Raw genomic sequence first — 20,987 nt, 5'->3', positions numbered from 1 at the left:
ATAGCCTAAGGCGCGAGGGGTTCGCGGCAAAAGTGTGAATGCGGGTGGAGATGATTCCTGATGTTTCAGTATGGGCCTCGGAGTGCTGCTTTGCAGCCATTCGCGGGCGCGCCCGCTCCCACGGTCACCCACAGATTTCTGGCCTGTGAGACACGTGTGGGAGCGGGCTTGCCCGCGAATGGCCGCAAAATCTACTGGCCGTTGTCCACCTTGTGCCGCGCCGCATACAGGCACAGCATCTCCATGGCCAGGGTTGCCCCGGCCAAAGCGGTGATATCGGCATGGTCATAGGCTGGCGCCACTTCCACCAAGTCCATGCCTACCAGGTTGATGCCACGCAGCCCCCCCAGAATCTCCAGCGCTTGCACCGTGCTCAGCCCGCCACACACCGGTGTTCCGGTACCGGGCGCGTAGGCCGGATCGAGGCAGTCGATGTCGAAGGTCAGGTACACCGGCCGCTCGCCCACCCGCTGGCGAATCGCCGCAATCACCGCCTCTGTGCCCTGGCGGTGCACCTGCCGAGCATCGAGAATGGCAAAACCCTGGCTGTCGTCATTGGTCGTGCGCAGGCCAATCTGCACCGAGTGGGCCGGGTCAACCAGGCCTTCGCGGGCGGCATGCCAGAACATGGTGCCGTGGTCGATGCGCTTGCCCGCCTCGTCTGGCCAGGTGTCACTGTGCGCATCGAAATGAATGAGCGCCAGCGGGCCATGGCGGCGGGCGTGAGCCTTGAGCAGCGGGTAGCTGATGAAGTGATCGCCACCGAGGGTGAGCATGGCGCAACCCGCCTGCAGAATATGCTCGGCATGGGCCTCGATGCTGTCCGGTACCGACTGCGGCGTGCCGCCGTCGAAGGGGCAGTCACCATAGTCGATCACCGCCAGGTGGTCGAACGGGTCGAACGCCCACGGCCAGTGGCGGGCCCAGGCCTGCTGGACCGAGGCAGTACGGATCGCCCGCGGGCCGAAGCGCGCGCCGGGGCGGTTACTGGTGGCCGTGTCGAACGGCACACCGCTGACCACCACATCCACACCGCGCAAGTCGCGGCTGTAGCGGCGGCGGGAAAAACTGACAACACCGGCGTAGGTGCTTTCTGCGGCGGTCCCATACAGGCTATCGCGGGTAATTGCCTGGTCGTTGCTTGCGGCTTGGTCCACGGTCGGGCTCCTTGATTGTCATGGGCTACTGCCGGATGCGGAAGGCGGTCCACAGACGGTTGCGTTGGCGCAGGTCGGCCAGGGCCATGCTGCGGTCGGCATACAGGCGCTGACGCACCTCGGCCGACGGGTAGATATCCGGGTCGTTGCGCACCGCTTCGTCCACCAGCGGCGTGGCAGCCTGGTTGGCGTTGGCGAAGAACAGCGTGTTGGTCAGCGCTGCCACCGACTCTGGCTTGAGCATGAAGGCAATGAACGCCCGGGCGGCCTCGGGGTGCGGGGCGTCCTTGGGGATGACCAGGTTGTCCTGCCATACCAGCGTGCCTTCGCGGGGGATGCGGTAGATCACCTCGAACGGCTTGCCGGCACGGCGGGCCTGGTCGGCGGCCATCGCGGCATCACCGTTGTAGGTCAGCGCCAGGCACACGCTGCCATTGGCCAGATCGTTGATCTGCCGGCCGTTGGCGACGTAGCTGATCGACGGCTGCAACTGGCTGAGCAGGTTCTGCGCGGCGGCCAGGTCACCCTTGTTCTGGCTGTAAGGGTCCTTGCCCAGGTAGTTCAGGGCTACGCCGATCACCTCCTGGGGCGAGTCGGGTATAGCGATGCCGCAACCCTTCAGGCGGGCGGCGTACTCGGGTTTGAACAACAGGTCGAGGCTGTCCAGCGGTACATCGCCAAGGCGCTGGCGTACCGCCTCCACATTTACCCCCAGGCCCAGCGTGCCCCAGGTGTACGGCACAGCATGGCGGTTGCCGGGGTCAACCTCGGCCAGTTTGCCCAGCAGGTCCTTGTCGAGGTTGTCGTAGCCAGGCATGGCCTGAGCATCCAGCGGTTGCAGGGCATTGGCCTTGAGCGCCCGGGCCAGCACGGTGGAGGACGGCACCACCACGTCGTAGCCGCTACCACCGGTCAGCAGCTTGGTTTCCAGCACCTCGGGGGTGTCAAAGGTGTCGTAACGCACCTTGTAGCCGGTTTCCCGTTCGAAGCGCTGCAGGGTTTGCGGGGCAACGTAATCGGCCCAGCTGTAGAGGTTGACGACCTTTTCTTCGGCCTGCAGCGGCAGGGCCAGAACCAGAGACAAAAGGCACAACGATCGACGCATGGCGGACACCTCGGTAAATGGGTGGATGCCGCGAGCATGCCAGCCGGGTTACATTGCACCAATGGCAAGTTTGCAAAGCTGACATTCACCAGGAGCAATGTAATGCTGGGACAAGTGCACGATCCCGACCTGCACCTGCTGCGGCTGTTCGTCACTGTAGTCGAGGCGGGTGGCTTCAGCGCCGCTCAAGGCGTGCTGGGCCTGAGCCAGCCCACCATCAGCCAGCGCATGGCGCAACTGGAGGCACGCTTGGGTTACCGCCTGTGCAGCCGCGGCAAGGGTGGTTTTCGCCTGACGGAAAAAGGTGAACTGCTATTGGACGCGGCGCGTGGGCTGCTGCTGAACATCGAGCAGTTTCGCCAGCAGGCCAACGGCGTTGCCGGGCGGCTGCTGGGAACTGTGCGCATAGGCATGGCGGAAAATCAGGACAAGGCGGTGAGCCTGAAACTGGCGGCGGCCATTGCGGTATTTCGCAGGCGAGAGGAATCGGTGCAACTGGAGCTAGTCAGTGCACCGCCGGCAGAGCTGGAACGGCTGTTGCTGGAGCAGCGGCTGGACTATGCCATCAGCTACTTTTCCGGCAACCAGGCAGCCTTTGATTACCAGCCCTTGTTCGCGGAGCGGCAGCGGCTGTATTGCGGCAGGGGGCATGAGCTGTATGGGGAAACGGATGTTGGGCTTGAGCGGTTGCTGGACATGGACCAGGTGCGCCATCCGTACCGTTTTCTCAAAGGGGGCGAACCGTTCCAGAGCAGACGCAGCACGGCAGTGGCGGAGCAGATCGAAAGCGTGCTGACGTTCATGCTGTCTGGGCGGCATATTGGCTACTTGCCATGCCACTGTGCACAGGGCTGGGAGGCCGAGGGGCTGTTATGGGCGCTGGACCCTGAGCTTGATTTTGGGGTGCCGTTCACCCTGGCCCGGCACCGGGCACAGGGGGTTGGCGAGGCAGCCCATGTATTTGCGCAGGATTTGCTGGCGGCGTTTGCCTGAACCGGCCCCTTCGCGGGTAAACCCGCTCCTACGCCGGATCGGGGGTGGACACCTGTCGGTGGCTGGGCACAGGCACCGTCGTGTAGGAGCGGGGGTGGACACCGGTCGGTGGCTGGGCACAGGCCGTCGTGTAGGAGCGGGTTTACCCGCGAACAGGCCGGCCCTGCTGGCCAATTTCAACCCGCCGTTCACCGTCGCCGCCACCACCGTATTCGCGGGTAAACCCGCTCCTACAGGGGCTCATAACGTCTGAAGACGGCGCTGTGGTAGGAGCAAGCGGGTTTACCCGCGAACAGGCCCGTTCAGGCGACCACAATCAGTAAGCCATGCTCCAGCTCAGCGTGTAGGTACGCCCGCGCCCCTGGTAGTCATACAGATACGCCGGCCCGTAGGTCGGCGAATAGAACAACGTCGCGCGCTGTCCCCATACCGTGCTGTACTGCTTGTCCAGCAGGTTCTGGATACCGGCACTGAAGGTGCCGAAACCGGTGTCCTGGCTGCCCAGCAGGTCGAAGGTGGTGTAGCCGTCAATCTCGTGATCAGCATCGTCCTTCAGGCTGAAGGCATGGTTGGCCTGCAACCGCGCACTGCGCCCATCGGCCTTCCAGCCGACGAACGCGGTGGCCTTGGATAACGAAGCGTATCGGGCATCGCGCTTGATCCAGCCGCCGTCGGCGGCCTCTTCCTCGGAGCGTGTCATGTGCAATGTGCCGCCAGCTTCCCAGCCGGTCTGGAAGTGCCGGGTCAGTGCCCCTTCAAAGCCGAAGTCGCGGCTTTTCTGATCTTCCACATCGATGGTCAGCGTTTGCGAATCGACGTTGATGATCTTGTCCGACCAGATGTAGTACAGCGCTGCCTGTGCATCCCAGTCCAGGTCGGCATAGCGCCAGCCCAATTCCACCTGGCGGCTCTTGATACCCGCCAACGGGTTATCGGCCACGCTCAGGCCCGGCTTGCCGTAGTACTTGGCCGGGTCAGGCAGGTCGAAGCCTTCGCCATAGTTGCTCCACACCTGGTGGCCGTTCTTGAAGTCGTAGATGGCACCGACGTTGAACAGGTTGACCTGATAGTCGTTACTGCCACCTGGCACACCCTTGAAGTCGCTGACATCAACGTCCATCTGCTGCCGCCGGGCACCACCGGACAATGTCAGGTTGTCGGTGGCATGCCAGTCCAGCTGGGCATACACCGACACACCATCCACCCGGTAGCTGGGGTAGCGTGCGGCCTTGCTGTCTTTTTCCAGCTCCAGGCCACCCGACTCGGACGAGGTCTGGGCGTTGAAGGTGGTCTGCTCCGCGTTGAAGCGCTCACGATCCAGATCAACGCCGTAGGTCAGCTTCAGCGTATCCCACTGTTTGGCAAACAGGCCCTTGAGGCTGGTGACCTCGAAGTTCTGCTGCGAGGCGGCAAAGTACACCCCGCGCGAGCCGGTGGGTGTGGCACGGTTGTAGTACGGGAACGGGTAGAAGTTGTCGTCTTCCTTGCGGTACGAGGCCTGCAGGTAGAAGTCCTGGCCCAGCACGTCGGTGTGGTGGTAATTGGCATTGAGCAGCAGGCGCCGCGTACGCGGCTCCAGGTCCGATGAATAACCGCTGCGCAGCTCGGCGTCTTCCAGGTCGGATGGCGCGTTGTAGTTCAGGTTGGGGAAGTAGATACCCGTGCTGCCGTGGTTGCCCGAGTCGTAGTACTGGGCCAACAGGTCGAGGCTCTGCTGGTCGTTCAGCTGCAGGCCCAAGGTACCGAGTACGTCGATGGTGCGGTTGTACTGCAGGTCGGTCTGGGTGTTGTCGATGAAGATCTGGTCGCCAGCACCATCGTAGAAGGCTTCGTTCTGCTCACCGGAAACCCCCAACCGGGCATTGACCCGCTCGTTGCCGCCGCTGACCGACTGGGCGAAACGCGTAGCCAGGTCGTCGCTGTTGTTGAAACCACTGCTGGCCCCCAACTGGGTCTCGAAGCGCGCCGGGCCGGGCTCGCCCTTCTTGGTCACGATGTTGATGATGCCGCCGGTGGCACCACCGCCGTAGATGGCGCTGGCGCCAGACAGCACTTCGACGCGCTCGACGTTGAACGGCGAAATGCTGTCGAACTGACGCGACAGGCCGCGTGAGCTGTTCTGGCTGACCCCGTCGATCATCACCAGCACGTTGCGCCCACGCATGTTCTGGCCGTAATTGGTGCGCCCTTCCGGCGCCAGGTCAAGGCCCGGCACCAGCTTGCCGATGGCTTCCTTCAGGCTGACGCCGCTGTCGATCTGCTCGCGCAATTGCTGCTGGTCGACCACCCAGACGGTCCCGGGGATTTCGCTGATGGCGGTGCTGGTGCGCGAGGCTACGCTGACCTCGATCGGCTTGAGGTTGACCGCCTGCGGCGCGGCCTCGGCCTTGCGCAGGGTGACGGTGCGAGCCTCGCTGAACTGCCAGCTCATGCCGCTGCCGGCCAGCAACTGCTGCAGGGCCTGCTCGACACTGTAGTTACCCTGCAACGCCGGGCTGACCTGGCCGGCGACATCGCCTGTGGTGTACAGCAGGTGCAGGCCGGCCTGGTCGGCGAAGGTGGTCAGCGCCTGGTCCAGCGGCTGGGCGGGCAGGTCGAGCTGGACCTGGCGAGCTTGCATCTGGGTCTGTCCGGCGGTCGTCGCGGCCCCTGCGTGCAGGGGACCGAACAACAAGGCCAAGGCACTGCAAGACATCAAGGCATGGTGAAAAGAACCGCGACGGCGGTGCAAGGGCTTGAGCATCAGAGGCACGAATGAGCTTCCTGACAAGTCGTAAATGAGAATGGGTTGCTGATCAGTCTCACTACGACGATCTGGCTTGCAGGAACTTGCAGTGCCAAATGAAAAATATTTTTATTTCTGTCCGGCCTCTTCGCGGGCAAGCCCGCTCCTACAACGACTGCGCCCGCCTGAATATCGTGCGACCTGTGCAGGAACGGGCTTGCCCGCCAAGAGGACGGTACAAGCTCATCAATGCACTACGGCCAACCACGGCAGGTAGGTCACCTTCAGGCCATACCGCTGCTCCAACGTCCGCAACAGGGCCTCAGGTTCATCCAGGTCGAACACCCCGCTCACCTCCATCGCAGCCAGCTTGCTGTCGGACAACACAATGCGCCCATGCCGGTAACGCTCAAGCTCCGTCAGCACCTGCCCCAGCGGCTTGCCGTTGAAGATCAGCTTGCCCCGCTGCCAGGCCATCTGCGTGACGGCATCGGCCGCCACCGCCAGTTGATGTTCACCCACCTTGGCTTCACCGCGAGCCAACACGACGTGGCCATCGCGCTGCACGCTGAAGGTGGCGGCATTGCCCTGCACCCGCGCACCGGCCGTATCGACCACAAACGGTCGTGAATCATCGGCGGTCTCGAACAGTGCCTCACCCGCATCGAGTACCACACGCCGCTCATGCTCGTTGAACGCCACGCTCAAGGCACTGGCGCTGTTCAGCGTCACCCGTGTGCCATCTGTCAGGGTAATGACCTGCCGCTCGCCCACGGCGGTGTGATAATCGGCCAGCAGCATCGGGGCTTGCTGCCAACCCGCCACCGCGGCGACCAGCAATACCACCGATGCCGCCACACCCGCCTGTTTCAGTCGGCCGCGGCAATGGCGCAGGGCCTGGCCGATGTACTTCGCCACCATGCTCTCGGAAACCCCCAGGCGTTGAGCAACCTGCTTCTGGGTCAGGCCCTCGACACGGTTGAGCAACAGCGCCTGGCGGGCATTGTCCGGTAACTGCAACAGCGCCTGGTCAAGAATCTGCAAGCGCTCACGGGCCAGCAACGCCGCCTCGGGTGCCGGCGCCGGGCAGGCCACCTCACAGGCTCCGTCGCTGTCGTCGTGGCTGGCGGCGATGCGTTGCTCACGGCGCAAGGCGTCAATCGCCAGGTTGCCCGCCACGCGGAAGATGAAGCTGCGCGCGTGCAGCACCGGCACCGCCTGCTCGTCGATGTTCACCAGCTTCAGGTAGGTTTCCTGGGCCACGTCGGCGGCACGCTGGCGGTCGCTCATGCGCCGCGTCAGAAACTGCAGCAGGTCGTCGTAGTGCTCCTGGAAACTTGCCAGCAGGCCCGACATGGGTGAAGTCAGCATGATTGGGGAACAGCCAGTAAGAGAGGTTAGCGGGCGTTAATGAGAAACAGTATCTTTCATATCAACCGATACTTTCAACGTCGACGCGCATTTGCCACACTGCCAGCTCCACTCCGGCAAGGTCACAGCCCATGACTGCCCGTCTGTACCGCAACACCCGCCTGTTCCTGGTCCTGCTGCTGACCTGCGGGCTGGCGGCCTGTGCGCTGTTCCAGCCACGCGACCCGGTGAACATCAGCGTGATCGGCATCGAACCACTGCCCGGGCAGGAGCTGGAACTGCGCATGGCGGTGAAAATGCGGGTGCAAAACCCCAACGAGGCGCCGATCGATTACAACGGCATCGCCTTGAACCTGGAAGTGAACGGCCAGCCGCTGGCCGCCGGGGTCAGCGACCAGCAGGGGCACATTGGCCGTTACGACGAAGCGGTGATCGTGGTGCCGGTCAGCATCACGGCGTTTTCCTTCCTTCGCCAGGCCTATGGGCTGGGCAAGCTGGATTCGCTGCAGGGGCTGCCCTACAAGCTGCGCGGCAAACTGGCCGGCGGGCCGCTGGGGACCGTGCGCTTTACCGATGAAGGCAGGCTGGACCTGCCCAAGGGCACCTACTGGTAAGCACCAAGCGGGAGTGCTCAGCGGTTGGCGCTGGCTGCGGCCATCAGCTTGTTGACTTCGCTGCGCACCATGCTGGCGTATTCAGGCGGCGTCATGCCGTCCAGTTCGGCGCGCACCCACTCGGCCCATTTGCCCTTGCGCCGTGGCTTTTCGGCAATCAGCCGGGCGGCTTCGCCCTTGGCTTTGCCCAGGTTGTTCTGCCACATCTCGAACAGCCGGGCCTTCTCTGCCTCGATCTGCGCCCGTTCCTCGAAGCTCATGTTGGCCAGATTGAAACTCATGAGGTTACCTGCAGGTTTGAAAATGGCCGCTATCTTACACCCAGGCAACCCATCATCGGAAAGCCGCCGCAACTTTCCCGACGTGGCGGCATCCATTGTTCACACTCCCATTGACGAGGACGAGTTCATGGCCCGGAAAAACGCCACGCTGACGGACAGCGATCAGATCAAGGACCAGGTATTCAGCGAACTGCAATCGCTGATAGAGGAATCGGAAAAACTGCTGAACGACAGTGCCGCCCTGGTCGGCGAAGAAGCAGAGACGCTGCGCGCCCAGGTAAGCCTGAAACTTCGTCAGGCTCGCCAGGCGGCCAGCAACGTGCGCAGCAAGGCGCAACCGGTGGTGGACGCCACCCAGGACTACATCGGCGGCCACCCCTGGCAAACCGTTGCCATTTCCGCCGGCCTCGGGCTGGTAGTGGGGCTGCTGCTGGGTCGGCGCCATTAAGGCCTGCGCCGCCTGGTGCACATCAGGCGGCCAAAGCCTGCGGGATGCCGCTGTGGAAGCGCAGTTCCTGGTCTGGTGACTGGATCAGCTCCATTTCCGCAGCGCGCACCAGCTCGACGCGGCGGGCGATGTCCGCCTCGTCTCCGTAGTTGTGCGCCAGTTTCAGGTAGCCCTGGTAGTGGCGCGCTTCGCTTTTCAGCAGCCCGTGGTAGAAGCGGCCCAGTTCTTCATCCAGATGCGGCACCAGCGCAGCAAAACGTTCACAGCTGCGCGCCTCGATGAACGCCCCCACCACCAGCGTATCCACCAGCTTGACCGGCTCGTGGGCGCGCACCAGCCGGCGCAACCCTGACGCATAACGCCCCGCCGACACCGGGCGCAACGGCACACCGCGACGCTTCATGAGGCGTAACACCTGTTCGTGATGCACCAGCTCCTCGCGGGCCAGGCGCGACATCATGTTGATCAGATCAAGGTGAGTGTTGTACTTGGCGATCAGGCTCAAGGCCGTGCTGGCGGCCTTGAACTCGCAGTTCTTGTGGTCGATCAGCAGGGTTTCCTGGTCGGCGAGCGCCGCTTCGATCCAGGCGTCTGGCGTCGGGCAGCCAAGAAAGGCGTCGATTTCGGGGATCAGGGACATAAGCGTGCAACCACACAGAACAGGCAGGGTCGGCGATTATACCGGCGGCGGCTGGCGACGCCAGTGACTATGCTTGATGTACATCAAGCGCTGGAGGGGAAAGCGCCGACTATAGTCAGGCACTGGTCGCCATCATCGAAGGGAGTTAACGCCCATGCAAGCCGTCCGCAGCATCCTCGTCGTCCTCGACCCCACACACGCCCATAGCCGGGCGCTTACGCGGGCCAAGCTGATCGCTGGCATCACCGGCGCACGCCTGCACTTGCTGATGTGCGACAAACGGCATGATCACAGTGCGCTGCTGAGCCTGCTGAGCAGCCAGTTGCATGATGACGGCTTCGACAATGTCACCCATGAAGAGGGCTGGCGCGACAACCTGCACGACACCATCATCCATGTACAGCAGGCCGAAGGCTGCGAACTGGTGATCAAGGATCACCGTCCGGACAACCCGCTGAAAAAGGCCCTGCTTACCCCCAGCGACTGGAAGCTGCTGCGCCAATGCCCGTGTGCCGTGCTGATGGTCAAGAGCGAGCGGCCGTGGACCGGGGGCAAGATCCTGGCGGCGGTGGACGTGGGCAACCAGGACGAAGACCACCGCCGCCTGCATGCCAGCATCATCGACCACGGCTTCGAGATTGCCAAACTGGCCAAGGGAGAACTGCATGTCATCAGCGCCCACCCCTCGCCGATGCTGTCAGCGGCGGACCCGACGTACCAGCTGAGCGATACGATCGAAAAGCGCTACCGTGAAGCGTGCAAGGCGTTCCAGGTCGAATACGGCATCAGCGAAGAGTGCCTGCATGTGGCCGAAGGGCCGGCGGATGTGTTGATTCCACATACCGAGCAGAAGCTCGATGCCGTGGTGACGGTGATGGGCACGGTGTGCCGCACGGGGATTTCCGGGGCGTTGATTGGTAATACCTCGGAGGTGGTGCTGGATGCGCTGCAGGGTGATGTGCTGGTGCTCAAGAGCGAGGAAGCCATCTCCCACCTGGCGGAGCTGGCCCGCGGCTGAGTAGGCAATATGCAGGCCCCTTGTAGGAGCGGGTTCACCCGCGGATGCGTCATTGATTTCAACGCCACATTCGCAGGCAAACCCGCCCCCAAGGTTCCGTTGCCGCCCGGGAATCTAGACCAACGCCTCCCGCACTTTTGGGTCAAGCCCCTCCCCCGCGTGGGCCTCGTTCCACTCTGCCAACTGCCGGAGCATCGCCGGCGTCCAGAAGCTCTTCATATGCTGCCGCACCCCTTGCACCGCCAGCGCCCGGTCTGGCTCGCTGTCGAAGTAATGGGCAATCTGGTTGGCCATCTTGACCAGGTTTTCGCTGCTCATCGGCGAACCTCGGCTTTTTCCACAGTACGGCGCTCTTTCAGCAGGCGCTGCTGTTCATCACTGAAGTCCTGATAGCGCTTTTGCCATTGCGATGGCTGGAACACTTTCACCACTTCCACTGCCGTCACCTTGTACTCGGGGCAGTTGGTGGCCCAGTCGGAGTTGTCGGTGGTGATCACGTTGGCCCCCGACTCGGGGAAGTGGAAGGTGGTGTACACCACGCCCGGCGCCACCCGCGTACTGACCTTGGCACGCAGCACAGTCTGCCCGGCGCGGCTGCCGATGCCGACCCAGTCACCGTCGTGGATACCACGGCTTTCAGCGTCGGTCGGGTGGATTTCCAGGCGGTCGGCGTCATGCCAGGCGACGTTGCCGGTACGCCGGGTCTGGGCGCCGACGTTGTACTGGCTGAGAATGCGCCCGGTGGTCAACAGCAACGGGTAGCGGTTGTTGACCTTTTCGTCGGTGGGCACATAGCCGGTGAGCATGAAGCGGCCCTTGCCACGCACGAACTGGTCGATGTGCATGGTCGGCGTGCCGTCTGGCGCGGCGTCGTTGCACGGCCACTGCAGGCTGCCGTGGCGGTCGATTTCAGCGTAGCTGACACGACGGAAGGTCGGCGTCAGGCGGGCGATCTCGTCCATGATCTCGGAAGGGTGGCGGTAGTTCATCGGGTAGCCCAGGGCGTTGGCCAGGGCCACGGTAGCTTCCCAGTCGGCCTTGCCGGCCAGCGGCTCCATGACCTTGCGCACCCGCGAAATACGCCGCTCGGCGTTGGTGAAGGTGCCGTCCTTTTCCAGGAACGAACTGCCCGGCAGGAACACATGGGCGAACTTGGCAGTTTCGTTGAGGAAGATGTCCTGCACCACCACGCACTCCATGGCGAGCAAGGCCGCCGTGACGTGCTGGGTGTTGGGGTCGCTCTGGGCGATGTCCTCACCCTGGCAGTACAGCGCCTTGAAGCTGCCATCCAGCGCCGCTTCGAACATGTTGGGAATGCGCAGACCCGGGTCGGGCTGCAGGGTCACGCCCCAGGCCTGTTCGAACTCGGCGCGCACGCCCTCGTTGGAGACATGCCGGTAGCCGGGCAGCTCGTGGGGGAACGACCCCATGTCGCACGAGCCCTGCACGTTGTTCTGCCCGCGCAGCGGGTTCACCCCTACCCCTTCTCGGCCGATGTTGCCAGTGGCCATGGCCAGGTTGGCAATGCCCATCACTGCGGTGCTGCCTTGGCTGTGCTCGGTCACGCCCAGGCCGTAGTAGATTGCCGCGTTGCCGCCGGTGGCATACAGCCGGGCCGCAGCGCGGATCTGCTCAGCGGGCACACCACAAACCGGGCCGAGCACCTCGGGGGCGTTTTCTGGCAGGCTGACGAAGTCGCGCCAACGGGCGAAGTCTTCGGTTTCGCAGCGGGCATCGATGAAGCGCTGGGCCAGCAGGCCCTCGGTGACGATCACGTGGGCCAGGGCGTTGAGCATGGCCACGTTGGTGCCCGGGCGCAGTTGCAGGTGCAGGTCGGCGCGGGCGTGCGGCGAGTCGACCAGGTCGATGCGCCGTGGGTCGATCACGATCAGCCGCGCCCCCTGGCGCAGGCGGCGCTTGAGTTGCGAGCCGAACACCGGGTGGGCGTCGGTGGGGTTGGCGCCGATCACCAGCACAACGTCGGCCTGCATCACCGAGTCGAAGCTTTGCGTGCCGGCTGACTCACCCAGGGTCTGCTTCAGGCCATAACCGGTGGGCGAATGGCATACTCGTGCGCAGGTGTCGACGTTGTTGTTACCGAACGCCGTGCGCACCAGTTTCTGCACCAGATAGGCTTCTTCGTTGGTACAACGGCTGGAGGTGATGCCGCCGATGGAGTCGCGCCCGTACTTGAGCTGAATGCGGCGGAACTCGCTGGCAGCATAGGTCACGGCCTCGTCCCAGCTGACTTCCTGCCACGGGTCTTCCAGGCGCTTGCGGATCATCGGTTTGGTGATGCGGTCCGGGTGGGTGGCGTAGCCCCAGGCAAAGCGGCCCTTGACGCAGGCGTGGCCGTGGTTGGCGCCACCGTTCTTGTCCGGGACCATGCGCACCAGCTGGTCACCCTTGATTTCGGCGCGGAACGAGCAGCCAACGCCGCAGTAGGCGCAGGTGGTAATGACCGAACGCTCAGGCTGGCCCAGCTGCACCAGGCTCTTTTCCGTGAGGGTCGCGGTCGGACAGGCCTGCACGCAGGCGCCGCACGACACGCATTCGGAAGCAAGGAAGTTTTCGCCCCCCGCTGCCGCCACCCGCGATTCGAAACCACGCCCGGTAATGGTCAGGGCGAACGTACCCTGGATGTCCTCGCAGGCGCGCACACAGCGGCTGCAGACGATGCACTTGCTCGGCTCGTAGTCGAAATACGGGTTGGAAACGTCTTTTTTCTCGTCCAGGTGGTTGGCGCCGTCATAGCCGTAGCGCACCTCACGCAGGCCCACCTGGCCGGCGACGGTCTGCAGCTCGCAGTTGCCGTTGGCCGAACAGGTCAGGCAGTCCAGCGGGTGGTCGGAAATGTACAGCTCCATCACGTTGCGACGCAGGCCGGCCAGACGCGGGGTTTCGGTGCGCACCACCATGCCTTCGCTGACTGGCGTGGTGCAGGATGCCGGGTAGCCGCGCATGCCTTCGATCTCCACCATGCACATACGGCAGGAGCCGAAGGCTTCGAGGCTGTCGGTGGCGCACAGTTTGGGGATGCTGGTGCCCAGCATGGCGGCGGCGCGCATGACCGAGGTGCCAGCCGGCACGCTGATGGCGCGGCCGTCGATGCTCAGGCTGACCTGCACTTCGCTTTCGCGGGCCGGGGTGCCGAGGTCGCTGCTTTTATCAGAAGCGGGGTCGAAGAAATTGATCACTGTGCGGCCTCCGTGGTGGTCAGCCCAAAATCGGCGGGGAAGTACTTGAGCGCGCTGGCCACCGGATAGGCAGTCATACCGCCCATGGCGCACAGCGAACCGTACTGCAGGGTGTCGCACAGATCGCGCAGCAACAGCGCCTGGTCGTGGCGCTCGGTGATGTCGCTGCTGGCGATCAGCCGGTCAACCACTTCCATACCCCGGGTGGAGCCAATGCGGCACGGGGTGCACTTGCCGCAGGACTCCTCGGCACAGAACTGCAGGGCGAAACGCGCCATGCTGGCCATGTTCAGCGTATCGTCGGCCACCACCACACCGCCGTGGCCGAGCATCGCGCCCACGGCAGCAAACGCTTCATAGTCCAATGGGGTGTCGAAATGGCTGGGGGGTACCCAGGCACCAAGCGGGCCACCGACCTGCGCAGCCTTCAGCGGGCGGCCACTGGCCGTGCCACCGCCATAGCCTTCCACCAGCTCGCGCAGGGTCAGGCCGAACGCGCGCTCTACCAGGCCACCCTGGCGAATGTTGCCGGCCAGCTGGAACGGCATGGTGCCCAGCGATCGGCCCATGCCAAAATCGCGATAGAACGCTGCCCCCTTGGCCAGAATGATGGGCACCGAGGCCAGGGTAAGCACGTTGTGCACCAGCGTTGGCAGGCCGAACAGCCCTTGCAGTGCAGGCAGCGGTGGCTTGGCGCGGACGATGCCACGCTTGCCTTCGATGGATTCAAGCAGCGCGGTTTCTTCGCCGCAAATATAGGCGCCGGCGCCCACCCGTACTTCCAGGTCGAACGCCTGGCCGCTGCCGGCTACGTCAGCCCCCAGGTAGCCAGCGTCACGCGCGATGGCGAAGGCCTGGTCGAGTACCCGGATGGCGTCGGGATACTCCGAGCGCACATAGATGTAGCCCTTGTCGGCACCCACGGCGAGGCCGGCAATGATCATGCCCTCGATCAGCAGGAAGGGGTCGCCCTCCATCAGCATGCGATCAGCGAACGTGCCCGAGTCACCCTCGTCGGCGTTGCACACCACGTACTTCTGCCCGGCACCAGCGTCACGCACGGTGCGCCACTTGATGCCGGCCGGGAACGCCGCGCCACCACGGCCACGCAGCCCGGAATCGAGTACTGCGGCAACCACTTCGGCACCGTCCAGCGCAACGGCAGCCTCGAGGCCCGCGAACCCGCCATTGGCACGATAGTCGTCCAGCGACAATGGCCGGGTAATGCCAGCGCGAGCGAACAGCAGGCGTTGCTGGGTCTTGAGATAGGGTATTTCTTCGACCGGCCCCAGTGCCAGCGAGTGGCCACCGGTTTCGCCCGCCAGGGCATCAAGCAGTGACGGCACATCGTGTGGCGTAACCGGACCGAAACCCAGGCGCCCTTGTGCACTGTCGCACTCGATCAGCGGCTCCAGCCAGTAAAGCCCGCGCGAGCTGGTGCGCTGGATGTCCAGCGGCAACTGGCGGCGCTCGGCCTCGCGCAGCAGGGCCTCGGCAACCTGATCGGCACCCACGGCGCGGGCAACCGAATCACAGGGAATATACAGCTTCAGCATGCTGAGTCCTCCTGGCAACCGTTGACCAAGTCCCGCAGGCGCTCAGGGGTGAGGCGCGCGTGCACCTGGCCGTCCAGCTCCAGCGCTGGCGAGCAGGCACAGGCACCCAGGCAGTACACCGGGCGCAGGCTGATGGCCCCGTCAGCGCTGGTGCCGTGGTCGTCCAGTGCCAACTGTTCACGCAACTGCGCGGCCAGGGCTTCAGCGCCACGGCTCTGGCACGACTCGGCACGGCACAGGCGCAGGGTGTGACGAGCGGGCGGCGCGGTGCGGAAGTCGTGATAAAAACTGATAACCCCACGCACTTCAGCCAGGCTGAGGTTGAGCGCATGGGCGATCTCGGGGACCGAGGCATCAGGGATGTAACCAATCTCGTGCTGGACGGCATGCAGGATCGGCAACAGGGCACCTGGGGTGTCCTTGTCGCGGTCCAGAATACGCTGGATCACAGGCAGGTGGAGCAATTCATCAGGCATACAGCGGACCTCGGCATCACGGACCCTGCCTGAATGTTTGAAAGGGCAGGTTTCCGGCGTGTTCTGCTGCGGCGCACCGTCCACGTCACAGTTGCGTGGTACTGGCGGCCTCCTCGCCCACGGCCGCACGTCTGCGCGCACTGACCCTTGGGCATCCTGCTAGCATGGCACTTGTGGCGCCGAGGGGTTGTATACGAGCGACCAGGCGCATTCTGAAACCGACGCACGTATTTGCGCCCCGGCATCCTGTGCCGCGGCTTGCCGGTCAGGTGTGTCTTGAAACCATCGTTGCATGCGCCAAGTCCTCGAAACCGGACCTGGCCCATTGCCGGGCCTGCCAGACGGCAGCCCCGGCAATGGGCTGCCATCCAGCGTGGCTACGGGACAGAACGCGACTGAATTCAGTCGGTGGACTGCACCGCCGCGGTGTCGGCGGCGGGAGCCTGGGCCTGGGCCTGGGCCTTTGACTTCGCGCGATTGCGTCGGTCCTGGCTGCGTTGCCGCGCAGCTTGCTGCTTGGCATGCAGCGCCTGAGCGGCGGTCACAGTACCCGCGGCCTGACCGTTCAAGTCAAGGCGCGGAGCATTCTCCACCATGCTCGCCCAGTATCGAGCGCCCCGGCACCACGTGGAAATGCCCAGCTTGAGCTGTTCGCGGGTCAACCCAAGCAGCTCCAGGTGTTGCTCGGCATCCTTGAAGATGCCCTCCTTGAGCGGCACCTTGGGGGCCGGGTTGACCGGGAAAGCCAAGGGAAAATGCTTCTGCAGGGGCCAGATCGCTGCCACCGCCGGGTCCATCTCACGCGGCTTCGCCTGCGGGGGCGACTTGCGCTTGGGCGGTTTCGCGCTATCGGCCTTTACCTGCCCTTTTTCCGCCCGCAGGCGGTCTCGTAGCTCAGCTAGTTGTTCAAAACCCATTGTTCATTCACTGCTTCGAAGTTGATTGCGTGGTGCAAGGATACCCCATGCAGCCTGCACATTGCTTGCAGGCCAACTTTCCCGGCTAGCCGAGGCACAACGTACATGCCAGTGCGAAGGCCCTCAGCTGAACACCCAAAGCACGCGTGTGGGCTTGTCGGTCAGGTTGGCGTAACGAAAACGGGCGTGGGGTTGCAGCTGAAAACTGTCATTGGCGTGCAGCGTAACCGGCTCAGCATCGCCCACCCACACGGTCAGTTCGCCCTCGAGCACAAAGCAGCCCTGCTCCGAGCTGTCGTCCAGGTACTCCTCGCCACTGCTGGCCCCCGGTTGCAAATGGCTATCGAGCATGGAGAACGCGCCCGTTATCGAAGGCGATGCCAGCACATCGGTGATGCCTCCCGCCAGGTGCAGCGTGCGACGCTCGTGCGGGCGGGTCACCCAGTCGAGCTCGCGGGGTTTGTCCAGCTTGTAGAAGTAGGCTGTCGATACACCCAGCTCTTCGCTGATGGCTGTGAGATCGGCCACGGTCGGGCGTGATACGCCGCGTTCGACCTGGGACAGAAAGCCCACCGAACGGCCAATGCGCTGTGCCAGTTCGCCCAGCGTCAGGCCCTTGAACTTGCGCAGGTCGCGAATCAGTACTGCCAGGCCTTCGATTTCTTCGTGCACTTTCATGGTTGAATCGCGACTTTCAGACGGGAAATGGATGCCCGGAAAAGTACAGGATTCATTTCACAAAGCAAAATGCTTTGCGGGAGATGCCTGACGTGAAATGTGCGATTGGGGCACCGATCGAGCACCGCGCGGGCGGCGCTCGATTTCACAGGCGCTGAGAATGGCTAAACAAGCCCTCTGCCCTTACCGAACAGCCTCATAGGTCAGGTCCAGGCACTTGCGGGCTTTCTCCACCAGCTCGTCGATCTCTTCGATACTGATCACCAGCGGTGGCGCGATGATCATGGTGTCGCCCACCGCGCGCATGATCAGGCCGTTGTCGAAGCAGTGCTGGCGACAGATCATGCCGACACCTTTGCCTTCATGACGGGCGCGGGTGGCCTTGTCTTTCACCAACTCGATCGCCCCGAGCATGCCCAGGCCGCGCACTTCGCCTACCAGCGGATGGTCGGCCAGTTCGCGCAGGCGTTGTTGCAGATAAGGCGCGGTTTTATCGTGCACCTGCTGGATGATCTGCTCGTCACGCAGGATCCGCAGGTTCTCCAGGCCTACCGCTGCCGCCACCGGGTGGCCGGAATAGGTAAACCCGTGGTTGAAGTCGCCGCCTTCGCTGATGACCTTGGCCACCTCGTCACGCACGATCACCCCGCCCATGGGGATGTAACCGGAGGTCAGGCCCTTGGCGATGGTCATCAGGTCAGGCTTGAGGTCGTAGTAATCGGTGCCGAACCACTCACCGGTACGGCCGAACCCGCAGATCACTTCGTCGGCGACGAACAGGATGTCGTACCTGGCCAGGATTTCCTTGATCTTCGGCCAATAGGTCTGCGGCGGAATGATCACGCCACCGGCGCCCTGGATCGGCTCGGCGATGAAGGCGGCAACGTTGTCCACGCCAACTTCGAGGATCTTCTTCTCCAGTTGCTCGGCCGCCCACACGCCGAAGTCAGCCTCGGCCATATCGCCACCTTCGCCAAACCAGTATGGCTGCGGGATGTGCACGACATCCGGGATCACCCCGCCCTGCTGGTGCATGCCACTCATGCCGCCCAAGGCCGCGCCCGCCACGGTAGAGCCGTGGTAGCCGTTGATACGGCCAATGATAACCTTCTTGTTGTTCTGGCCCTTCAGTGCCCAGTAATGGCGGACCATGCGCAGCACGGTGTCGTTGCCTTCGGAGCCGGAGCCGGTGAAGAACACGTGGTTCATGCCTTGCGGGGCCACCTCGGCGATGGCCTTGGCCAGCTCCAGCGCGGGCGGGTGCGCGGTCTGGAAGAACAGGTTGTAGTAAGGCAACTGCTTCATCTGCTGGCTGGCGACCTCGGCCAGCTCATCGCGGCCATACCCGACTGCCACGCACCACAGGCCGGCCATGCCATCGAGAATCTTGTTGCCCTCGCTGTCCCACAGGTACACGCCCTTGGCCGAGGTGATGATGCGCGGGCCTTTCTCGGCCAGTTGCCTGACATCACTGAACGGGGCCAGGTGATGGTCGCGGCTCATGGTTTGCCAGGCAAGGGTCTGCGAATTCTGTTCACTCATTGACTTCACTCCATCAAGTTGCGCAGCCGTGCTGCGAGGGTACTTTTTACAGGTGGGAAAGGTCGCTGCTCAGGCAGACAGCAACAGCCTCTGACGCAGGACCGAGCGATGCCGGCAGGCCTTGCCAAAGGACTGGAAGATGGCCAGGTAATGTGGGTTATCCATGACCTGGAACTCGGGGTGCCATTGCACGGCCAGGGCAAAACCCTTGCTGTTCTCGACCGAAACCGCTTCCACCAGGCCATCGGGCGCCAGCGCTTCCACCCTCAGCCCGGGGGCCAATACGTCGATGCCTTGGCCGTGGATCGAATTGACGTCGAACATCGCCGGCAAACCCATGCGGTCGAGCATGCCGCCAGGCTCTACATGCAGGGTGTGGCGCGGCCCATATTGCTTGTCGAGAGGCTCATCCTTGCCTTCGCGGTGGTCCATGAACATGCCGGTCTCGTGGACCTTCTGGTGCAGGGTGCCACCCAGCGCCACGTTCATTTCCTGGAAGCCACGGCAAATGCCGAGTACCGGTACGCCGGCGGCGATGGCCGCGCGCATCAGCGGCAACGTGGTGGCATCGCGCAGAGGGTCGTGATGGGTACCCGCAGCACTGGCCGGGCCGTTGTAATGGTACGGCTCGATGTTGGACGGCGAACCGGTGAAGATCAGCCCATCCACCACGTCGAGAATATCGGCGCTGTCCATCAACTCACCGAGGCTGGGAATGACGATGGGCAGCCCACACGCTGCCTTGGCTGCCGCGCGCGCATATTTTTCGCTGATGGTCTGGGTTGCATGCAGCCCAATCATGCTGGTGCATGCGGTAATGCCAATCACGGGCACACGTGGCATATCTTCCTCCGGCAAATCCATATTGCACGTTGTATTGAAACGGTAGAAAGGGAGCGTGCAGCGTCGCTGCACCTACAGGAACCAGCGGTATTCGCGAGCATCGATGTGGTGCATGAAGTCCAGTTGCTCCTGGTATTTGTTTTCGCAATAGACCATCACGAACTCACTGCCCAGGCCTTGGTTGACCACCGGGTGATGACGCATGGCGGCCAAGGCGCTGAGGGCATCCTTGGGGAAGTCGATGCCACTCTGGCGGTTGTCGTTCAGCGGGGCGATGGGCTCCACGCCGCGATCCAGGCCATGCTCCATCCCGGTCAAAATGGCCGCCAGTACCAGATACGGGTTGGCGTCGGCGCCAGCGAGGCGGTGCTCGATGCGCAGGTTGCGCGGGTCGGACTCGGGAATGCGGATGCACGCGTCACGGTCTTCGAACCCCCAGCTGGCCTTGCTCGCCGCGTTGACCATGGCGCCATAACGTCGGTAGGCATTGTGGTTGGGGGCAAAGATCGGCATGCAGTGCGGCAGCAGTTCCAGGCAGCCTGCCACCGCATGGCGCAGCTTGCGCTGTTCGCTTCCCGCCAGGATGTTATTGCCGGCGGCGTCGTACAGGCTGACGTGCACATGCATGCCGCTGCCTGGCGCGTCCAGGTACGGCTTGCTCATGAAGCTGGCACGGTAGCCATGCTTCATCGCTATACCGCGGGTACTGCGGCAGAACAGTGCCGACCAGTCCGCCGCACTTAAGGCATCGTCGCTGTGCGAGAAGTTGATCTCGAACTGGCCTGGGCCCAGCTCTGCGGTGATGACGTTCGCCGGTACGCCCTGCTCGTTGGCGCCGTCGACCATCTCGTGCAGGACCGACGAAAAGCGCGACAGCCGCTCGATGTGCATGTTCGGCTGATCGTCTTCATCCCCGGTTGCCGTGTCGCGTGGATACTGTGGCAGGCCGTTATCAAGCTTGCGGTCGAACAGGTAGAACTCCAGTTCGAACGCTACCACCGGGCGGATGCCACGTTTGGCCAGACGCTGAAGCACACGCGCCAGCACTTCACGGGGCTCGAACTCGATCGGCTTTGCAGTGCCGTCGGACGTGATCAGCATCTGGGCGATCACTTCCTTTTCCCAGCGCACCGGCTTCAGTGTACCCGGCACCAGGCGCCGGGCGGCATCCGGGTCGCCGTCGGCGAAGCAATAGTCCCCAATCGGGTAAAGGCCACCCTGGGTACCCAGCAGCACGCAGTTCTGCGGCAGCTTCAGTGGCGCACCGGCTGCGACTTTCTCCAGCATCTCCATGGGGTAGCGCTTGCCGTAGAAGTGCCCGGGGATGTCCAGCGCAATCAGGTCGACATAGCGAATTGCCGGGTGTTCTGCTCGGAACGAGCGCACTTCAGCCAGCAGATCCGGAAAGATGACACTCATCTTCTTA

General features: G+C 63.5%; 19 protein-coding genes. 4 read left to right on the top strand and 15 right to left on the bottom strand.

Annotated features, from left to right (window positions below; all coding sequences use genetic code 11):
* Positions 1-191: 191 nt before the first annotated feature.
* Both speB and ACF8GF_RS08505 read right to left on the bottom strand, forming a co-directional pair.
* Positions 192-1,157 carry an agmatinase gene (gene speB, locus ACF8GF_RS08510; protein ID WP_392487662.1) on the bottom strand — a complete coding sequence of 322 codons (966 nt, stop codon included), beginning with the start codon at positions 1,155-1,157 and terminating at the stop codon, positions 192-194.
* A 25-nt stretch (positions 1,158-1,182) separates the two neighbouring features.
* Positions 1,183-2,262, bottom strand: coding sequence for an extracellular solute-binding protein (locus tag ACF8GF_RS08505; RefSeq protein ID WP_392487661.1), 1,080 nt, complete (start codon positions 2,260-2,262; stop codon positions 1,183-1,185).
* Positions 2,263-2,364: 102 nt separating this feature from the next.
* Here ACF8GF_RS08505 and ACF8GF_RS08500 point away from each other — a divergent pair, with 102 nt between their 5' ends.
* Complete coding sequence (locus ACF8GF_RS08500) at positions 2,365-3,255, top strand: LysR family transcriptional regulator (protein ID WP_392487660.1); 891 nt, start codon at positions 2,365-2,367, stop codon at positions 3,253-3,255.
* 316 nt (positions 3,256-3,571) lie between these two features.
* On the opposite strand, the gene ACF8GF_RS08495 is transcribed toward ACF8GF_RS08500, so the two are convergent.
* Both ACF8GF_RS08495 and ACF8GF_RS08490 read right to left on the bottom strand, forming a co-directional pair.
* Positions 3,572-5,998 carry a TonB-dependent receptor gene (locus tag ACF8GF_RS08495; RefSeq protein ID WP_392461046.1) on the bottom strand — a complete coding sequence of 809 codons (2,427 nt, stop codon included), beginning with the start codon at positions 5,996-5,998 and terminating at the stop codon, positions 3,572-3,574.
* A 228-nt stretch (positions 5,999-6,226) separates the two neighbouring features.
* A complete protein-coding gene (locus ACF8GF_RS08490) occupies positions 6,227-7,351 on the bottom strand; it encodes a sigma-70 family RNA polymerase sigma factor (RefSeq protein ID WP_176684895.1) in 1,125 nt (374 codons plus the stop codon).
* A gap of 131 nt (positions 7,352-7,482) precedes the next feature.
* Between ACF8GF_RS08490 and ACF8GF_RS08485 the strand changes: the two genes are divergently transcribed.
* On the top strand, positions 7,483-7,965 hold the full coding sequence (locus ACF8GF_RS08485; protein ID WP_176684894.1) for an LEA type 2 family protein: 483 nt from the start codon (positions 7,483-7,485) through the stop codon (positions 7,963-7,965).
* Between the two features lie 17 nt (positions 7,966-7,982).
* On the opposite strand, the gene ACF8GF_RS08480 is transcribed toward ACF8GF_RS08485, so the two are convergent.
* On the bottom strand, positions 7,983-8,246 hold the full coding sequence (locus tag ACF8GF_RS08480; protein WP_003248880.1) for a hypothetical protein: 264 nt from the start codon (positions 8,244-8,246) through the stop codon (positions 7,983-7,985).
* A 127-nt stretch (positions 8,247-8,373) separates the two neighbouring features.
* Between ACF8GF_RS08480 and ACF8GF_RS08475 the strand changes: the two genes are divergently transcribed.
* A complete protein-coding gene (locus ACF8GF_RS08475) occupies positions 8,374-8,694 on the top strand; it encodes a YqjD family protein (RefSeq protein ID WP_176684893.1) in 321 nt (106 codons plus the stop codon).
* Positions 8,695-8,716: 22 nt separating this feature from the next.
* Here ACF8GF_RS08475 and ACF8GF_RS08470 read toward each other — a convergent pair whose 3' ends face one another.
* On the bottom strand, positions 8,717-9,334 hold the full coding sequence (locus ACF8GF_RS08470) for a tRNA-(ms[2]io[6]A)-hydroxylase (RefSeq protein ID WP_003248869.1): 618 nt from the start codon (positions 9,332-9,334) through the stop codon (positions 8,717-8,719).
* A 154-nt stretch (positions 9,335-9,488) separates the two neighbouring features.
* On the opposite strand from ACF8GF_RS08470, the gene ACF8GF_RS08465 reads away from it, so the two are divergent.
* A complete protein-coding gene (locus ACF8GF_RS08465; protein ID WP_176684892.1) occupies positions 9,489-10,352 on the top strand; it encodes a universal stress protein in 864 nt (287 codons plus the stop codon).
* Between the two features lie 114 nt (positions 10,353-10,466).
* Here the strand turns inward: ACF8GF_RS08465 and ACF8GF_RS08460 are convergent, their stop codons facing one another.
* The 9 genes from ACF8GF_RS08460 to ACF8GF_RS08420 all read right to left on the bottom strand — a co-directional run bounded on the left by ACF8GF_RS08460 (position 10,467) and on the right by ACF8GF_RS08420 (position 20,980).
* Positions 10,467-10,670, bottom strand: coding sequence for a formate dehydrogenase subunit delta (locus ACF8GF_RS08460; protein ID WP_021785376.1), 204 nt, complete (start codon positions 10,668-10,670; stop codon positions 10,467-10,469).
* Positions 10,667-13,549: a formate dehydrogenase subunit alpha gene (gene fdhF, locus ACF8GF_RS08455; RefSeq protein WP_392487659.1), complete on the bottom strand. Its 2,883-nt coding sequence runs from the start codon at positions 13,547-13,549 to the stop codon at positions 10,667-10,669. The genes ACF8GF_RS08460 and fdhF overlap by 4 nt, the downstream gene beginning before the upstream one ends.
* Entirely contained in the window at positions 13,546-15,105 is a 1,560-nt protein-coding gene (locus ACF8GF_RS08450) for a formate dehydrogenase beta subunit (RefSeq protein WP_392487658.1), read from the bottom strand. The genes fdhF and ACF8GF_RS08450 overlap by 4 nt, the downstream gene beginning before the upstream one ends.
* Complete coding sequence (locus tag ACF8GF_RS08445; protein WP_209964750.1) at positions 15,099-15,581, bottom strand: formate dehydrogenase subunit gamma; 483 nt, start codon at positions 15,579-15,581, stop codon at positions 15,099-15,101. The genes ACF8GF_RS08450 and ACF8GF_RS08445 overlap by 7 nt, the downstream gene beginning before the upstream one ends.
* A 401-nt stretch (positions 15,582-15,982) precedes the next feature.
* Positions 15,983-16,498, bottom strand: coding sequence for a ProQ/FinO family protein (locus ACF8GF_RS08440; protein WP_392487657.1), 516 nt, complete (start codon positions 16,496-16,498; stop codon positions 15,983-15,985).
* Between the two features lie 123 nt (positions 16,499-16,621).
* The gene (locus tag ACF8GF_RS08435) at positions 16,622-17,176 is read right to left on the bottom strand and encodes a helix-turn-helix domain-containing protein (protein ID WP_176684887.1); all 555 of its coding nucleotides are present in this window, start codon (positions 17,174-17,176) and stop codon (positions 16,622-16,624) included.
* 183 nt (positions 17,177-17,359) lie between these two features.
* Positions 17,360-18,718 carry an aspartate aminotransferase family protein gene (locus tag ACF8GF_RS08430; protein WP_176684886.1) on the bottom strand — a complete coding sequence of 453 codons (1,359 nt, stop codon included), beginning with the start codon at positions 18,716-18,718 and terminating at the stop codon, positions 17,360-17,362.
* A gap of 69 nt (positions 18,719-18,787) precedes the next feature.
* Positions 18,788-19,561 (bottom strand): gamma-glutamyl-gamma-aminobutyrate hydrolase family protein, encoded by a 774-nt coding sequence (locus tag ACF8GF_RS08425; RefSeq protein WP_176684885.1) that lies wholly within the window; start codon positions 19,559-19,561, stop codon positions 18,788-18,790.
* Positions 19,562-19,633: 72 nt separating this feature from the next.
* Entirely contained in the window at positions 19,634-20,980 is a 1,347-nt protein-coding gene (locus ACF8GF_RS08420) for a glutamine synthetase family protein (protein ID WP_176684884.1), read from the bottom strand.
* Positions 20,981-20,987: the final 7 nt, after the last annotated feature.

The sequence above is a fragment of the Pseudomonas sp. yb_5 genome (assembly GCF_043103865.1).
Classification (GTDB): domain Bacteria; phylum Pseudomonadota; class Gammaproteobacteria; order Pseudomonadales; family Pseudomonadaceae; genus Aquipseudomonas; species Aquipseudomonas putida_Y.
Note: the sequence above shows the minus strand (reverse complement) of the source record. Positions and strands in the feature narration are given on the sequence as shown.

Coding starts and splice junctions, on each gene's coding strand:
- ACF8GF_RS08505 (WP_392487661.1), bottom strand. CDS start 2,262: ATGCGTCGATCGTTGTGCCTTTTGTCTCTGGTTCTGGCCCTGCCGCTG.
- ACF8GF_RS08500 (WP_392487660.1), top strand. CDS start 2,365: ATGCTGGGACAAGTGCACGATCCCGACCTGCACCTGCTGCGGCTGTTC.
- ACF8GF_RS08495 (WP_392461046.1), bottom strand. CDS start 5,998: ATGCTCAAGCCCTTGCACCGCCGTCGCGGTTCTTTTCACCATGCCTTG.
- ACF8GF_RS08490 (WP_176684895.1), bottom strand. CDS start 7,351: ATGCTGACTTCACCCATGTCGGGCCTGCTGGCAAGTTTCCAGGAGCAC.
- ACF8GF_RS08485 (WP_176684894.1), top strand. CDS start 7,483: ATGACTGCCCGTCTGTACCGCAACACCCGCCTGTTCCTGGTCCTGCTG.
- ACF8GF_RS08480 (WP_003248880.1), bottom strand. CDS start 8,246: ATGAGTTTCAATCTGGCCAACATGAGCTTCGAGGAACGGGCGCAGATC.
- ACF8GF_RS08475 (WP_176684893.1), top strand. CDS start 8,374: ATGGCCCGGAAAAACGCCACGCTGACGGACAGCGATCAGATCAAGGAC.
- ACF8GF_RS08470 (WP_003248869.1), bottom strand. CDS start 9,334: ATGTCCCTGATCCCCGAAATCGACGCCTTTCTTGGCTGCCCGACGCCA.
- ACF8GF_RS08465 (WP_176684892.1), top strand. CDS start 9,489: ATGCAAGCCGTCCGCAGCATCCTCGTCGTCCTCGACCCCACACACGCC.
- ACF8GF_RS08460 (WP_021785376.1), bottom strand. CDS start 10,670: ATGAGCAGCGAAAACCTGGTCAAGATGGCCAACCAGATTGCCCATTAC.
- ACF8GF_RS08450 (WP_392487658.1), bottom strand. CDS start 15,105: ATGCTGAAGCTGTATATTCCCTGTGATTCGGTTGCCCGCGCCGTGGGT.
- ACF8GF_RS08445 (WP_209964750.1), bottom strand. CDS start 15,581: ATGCCTGATGAATTGCTCCACCTGCCTGTGATCCAGCGTATTCTGGAC.
- ACF8GF_RS08440 (WP_392487657.1), bottom strand. CDS start 16,498: ATGGGTTTTGAACAACTAGCTGAGCTACGAGACCGCCTGCGGGCGGAA.
- ACF8GF_RS08435 (WP_176684887.1), bottom strand. CDS start 17,176: ATGAAAGTGCACGAAGAAATCGAAGGCCTGGCAGTACTGATTCGCGAC.
- ACF8GF_RS08430 (WP_176684886.1), bottom strand. CDS start 18,718: ATGAGTGAACAGAATTCGCAGACCCTTGCCTGGCAAACCATGAGCCGC.
- ACF8GF_RS08425 (WP_176684885.1), bottom strand. CDS start 19,561: ATGCCACGTGTGCCCGTGATTGGCATTACCGCATGCACCAGCATGATT.
- ACF8GF_RS08420 (WP_176684884.1), bottom strand. CDS start 20,980: ATGAGTGTCATCTTTCCGGATCTGCTGGCTGAAGTGCGCTCGTTCCGA.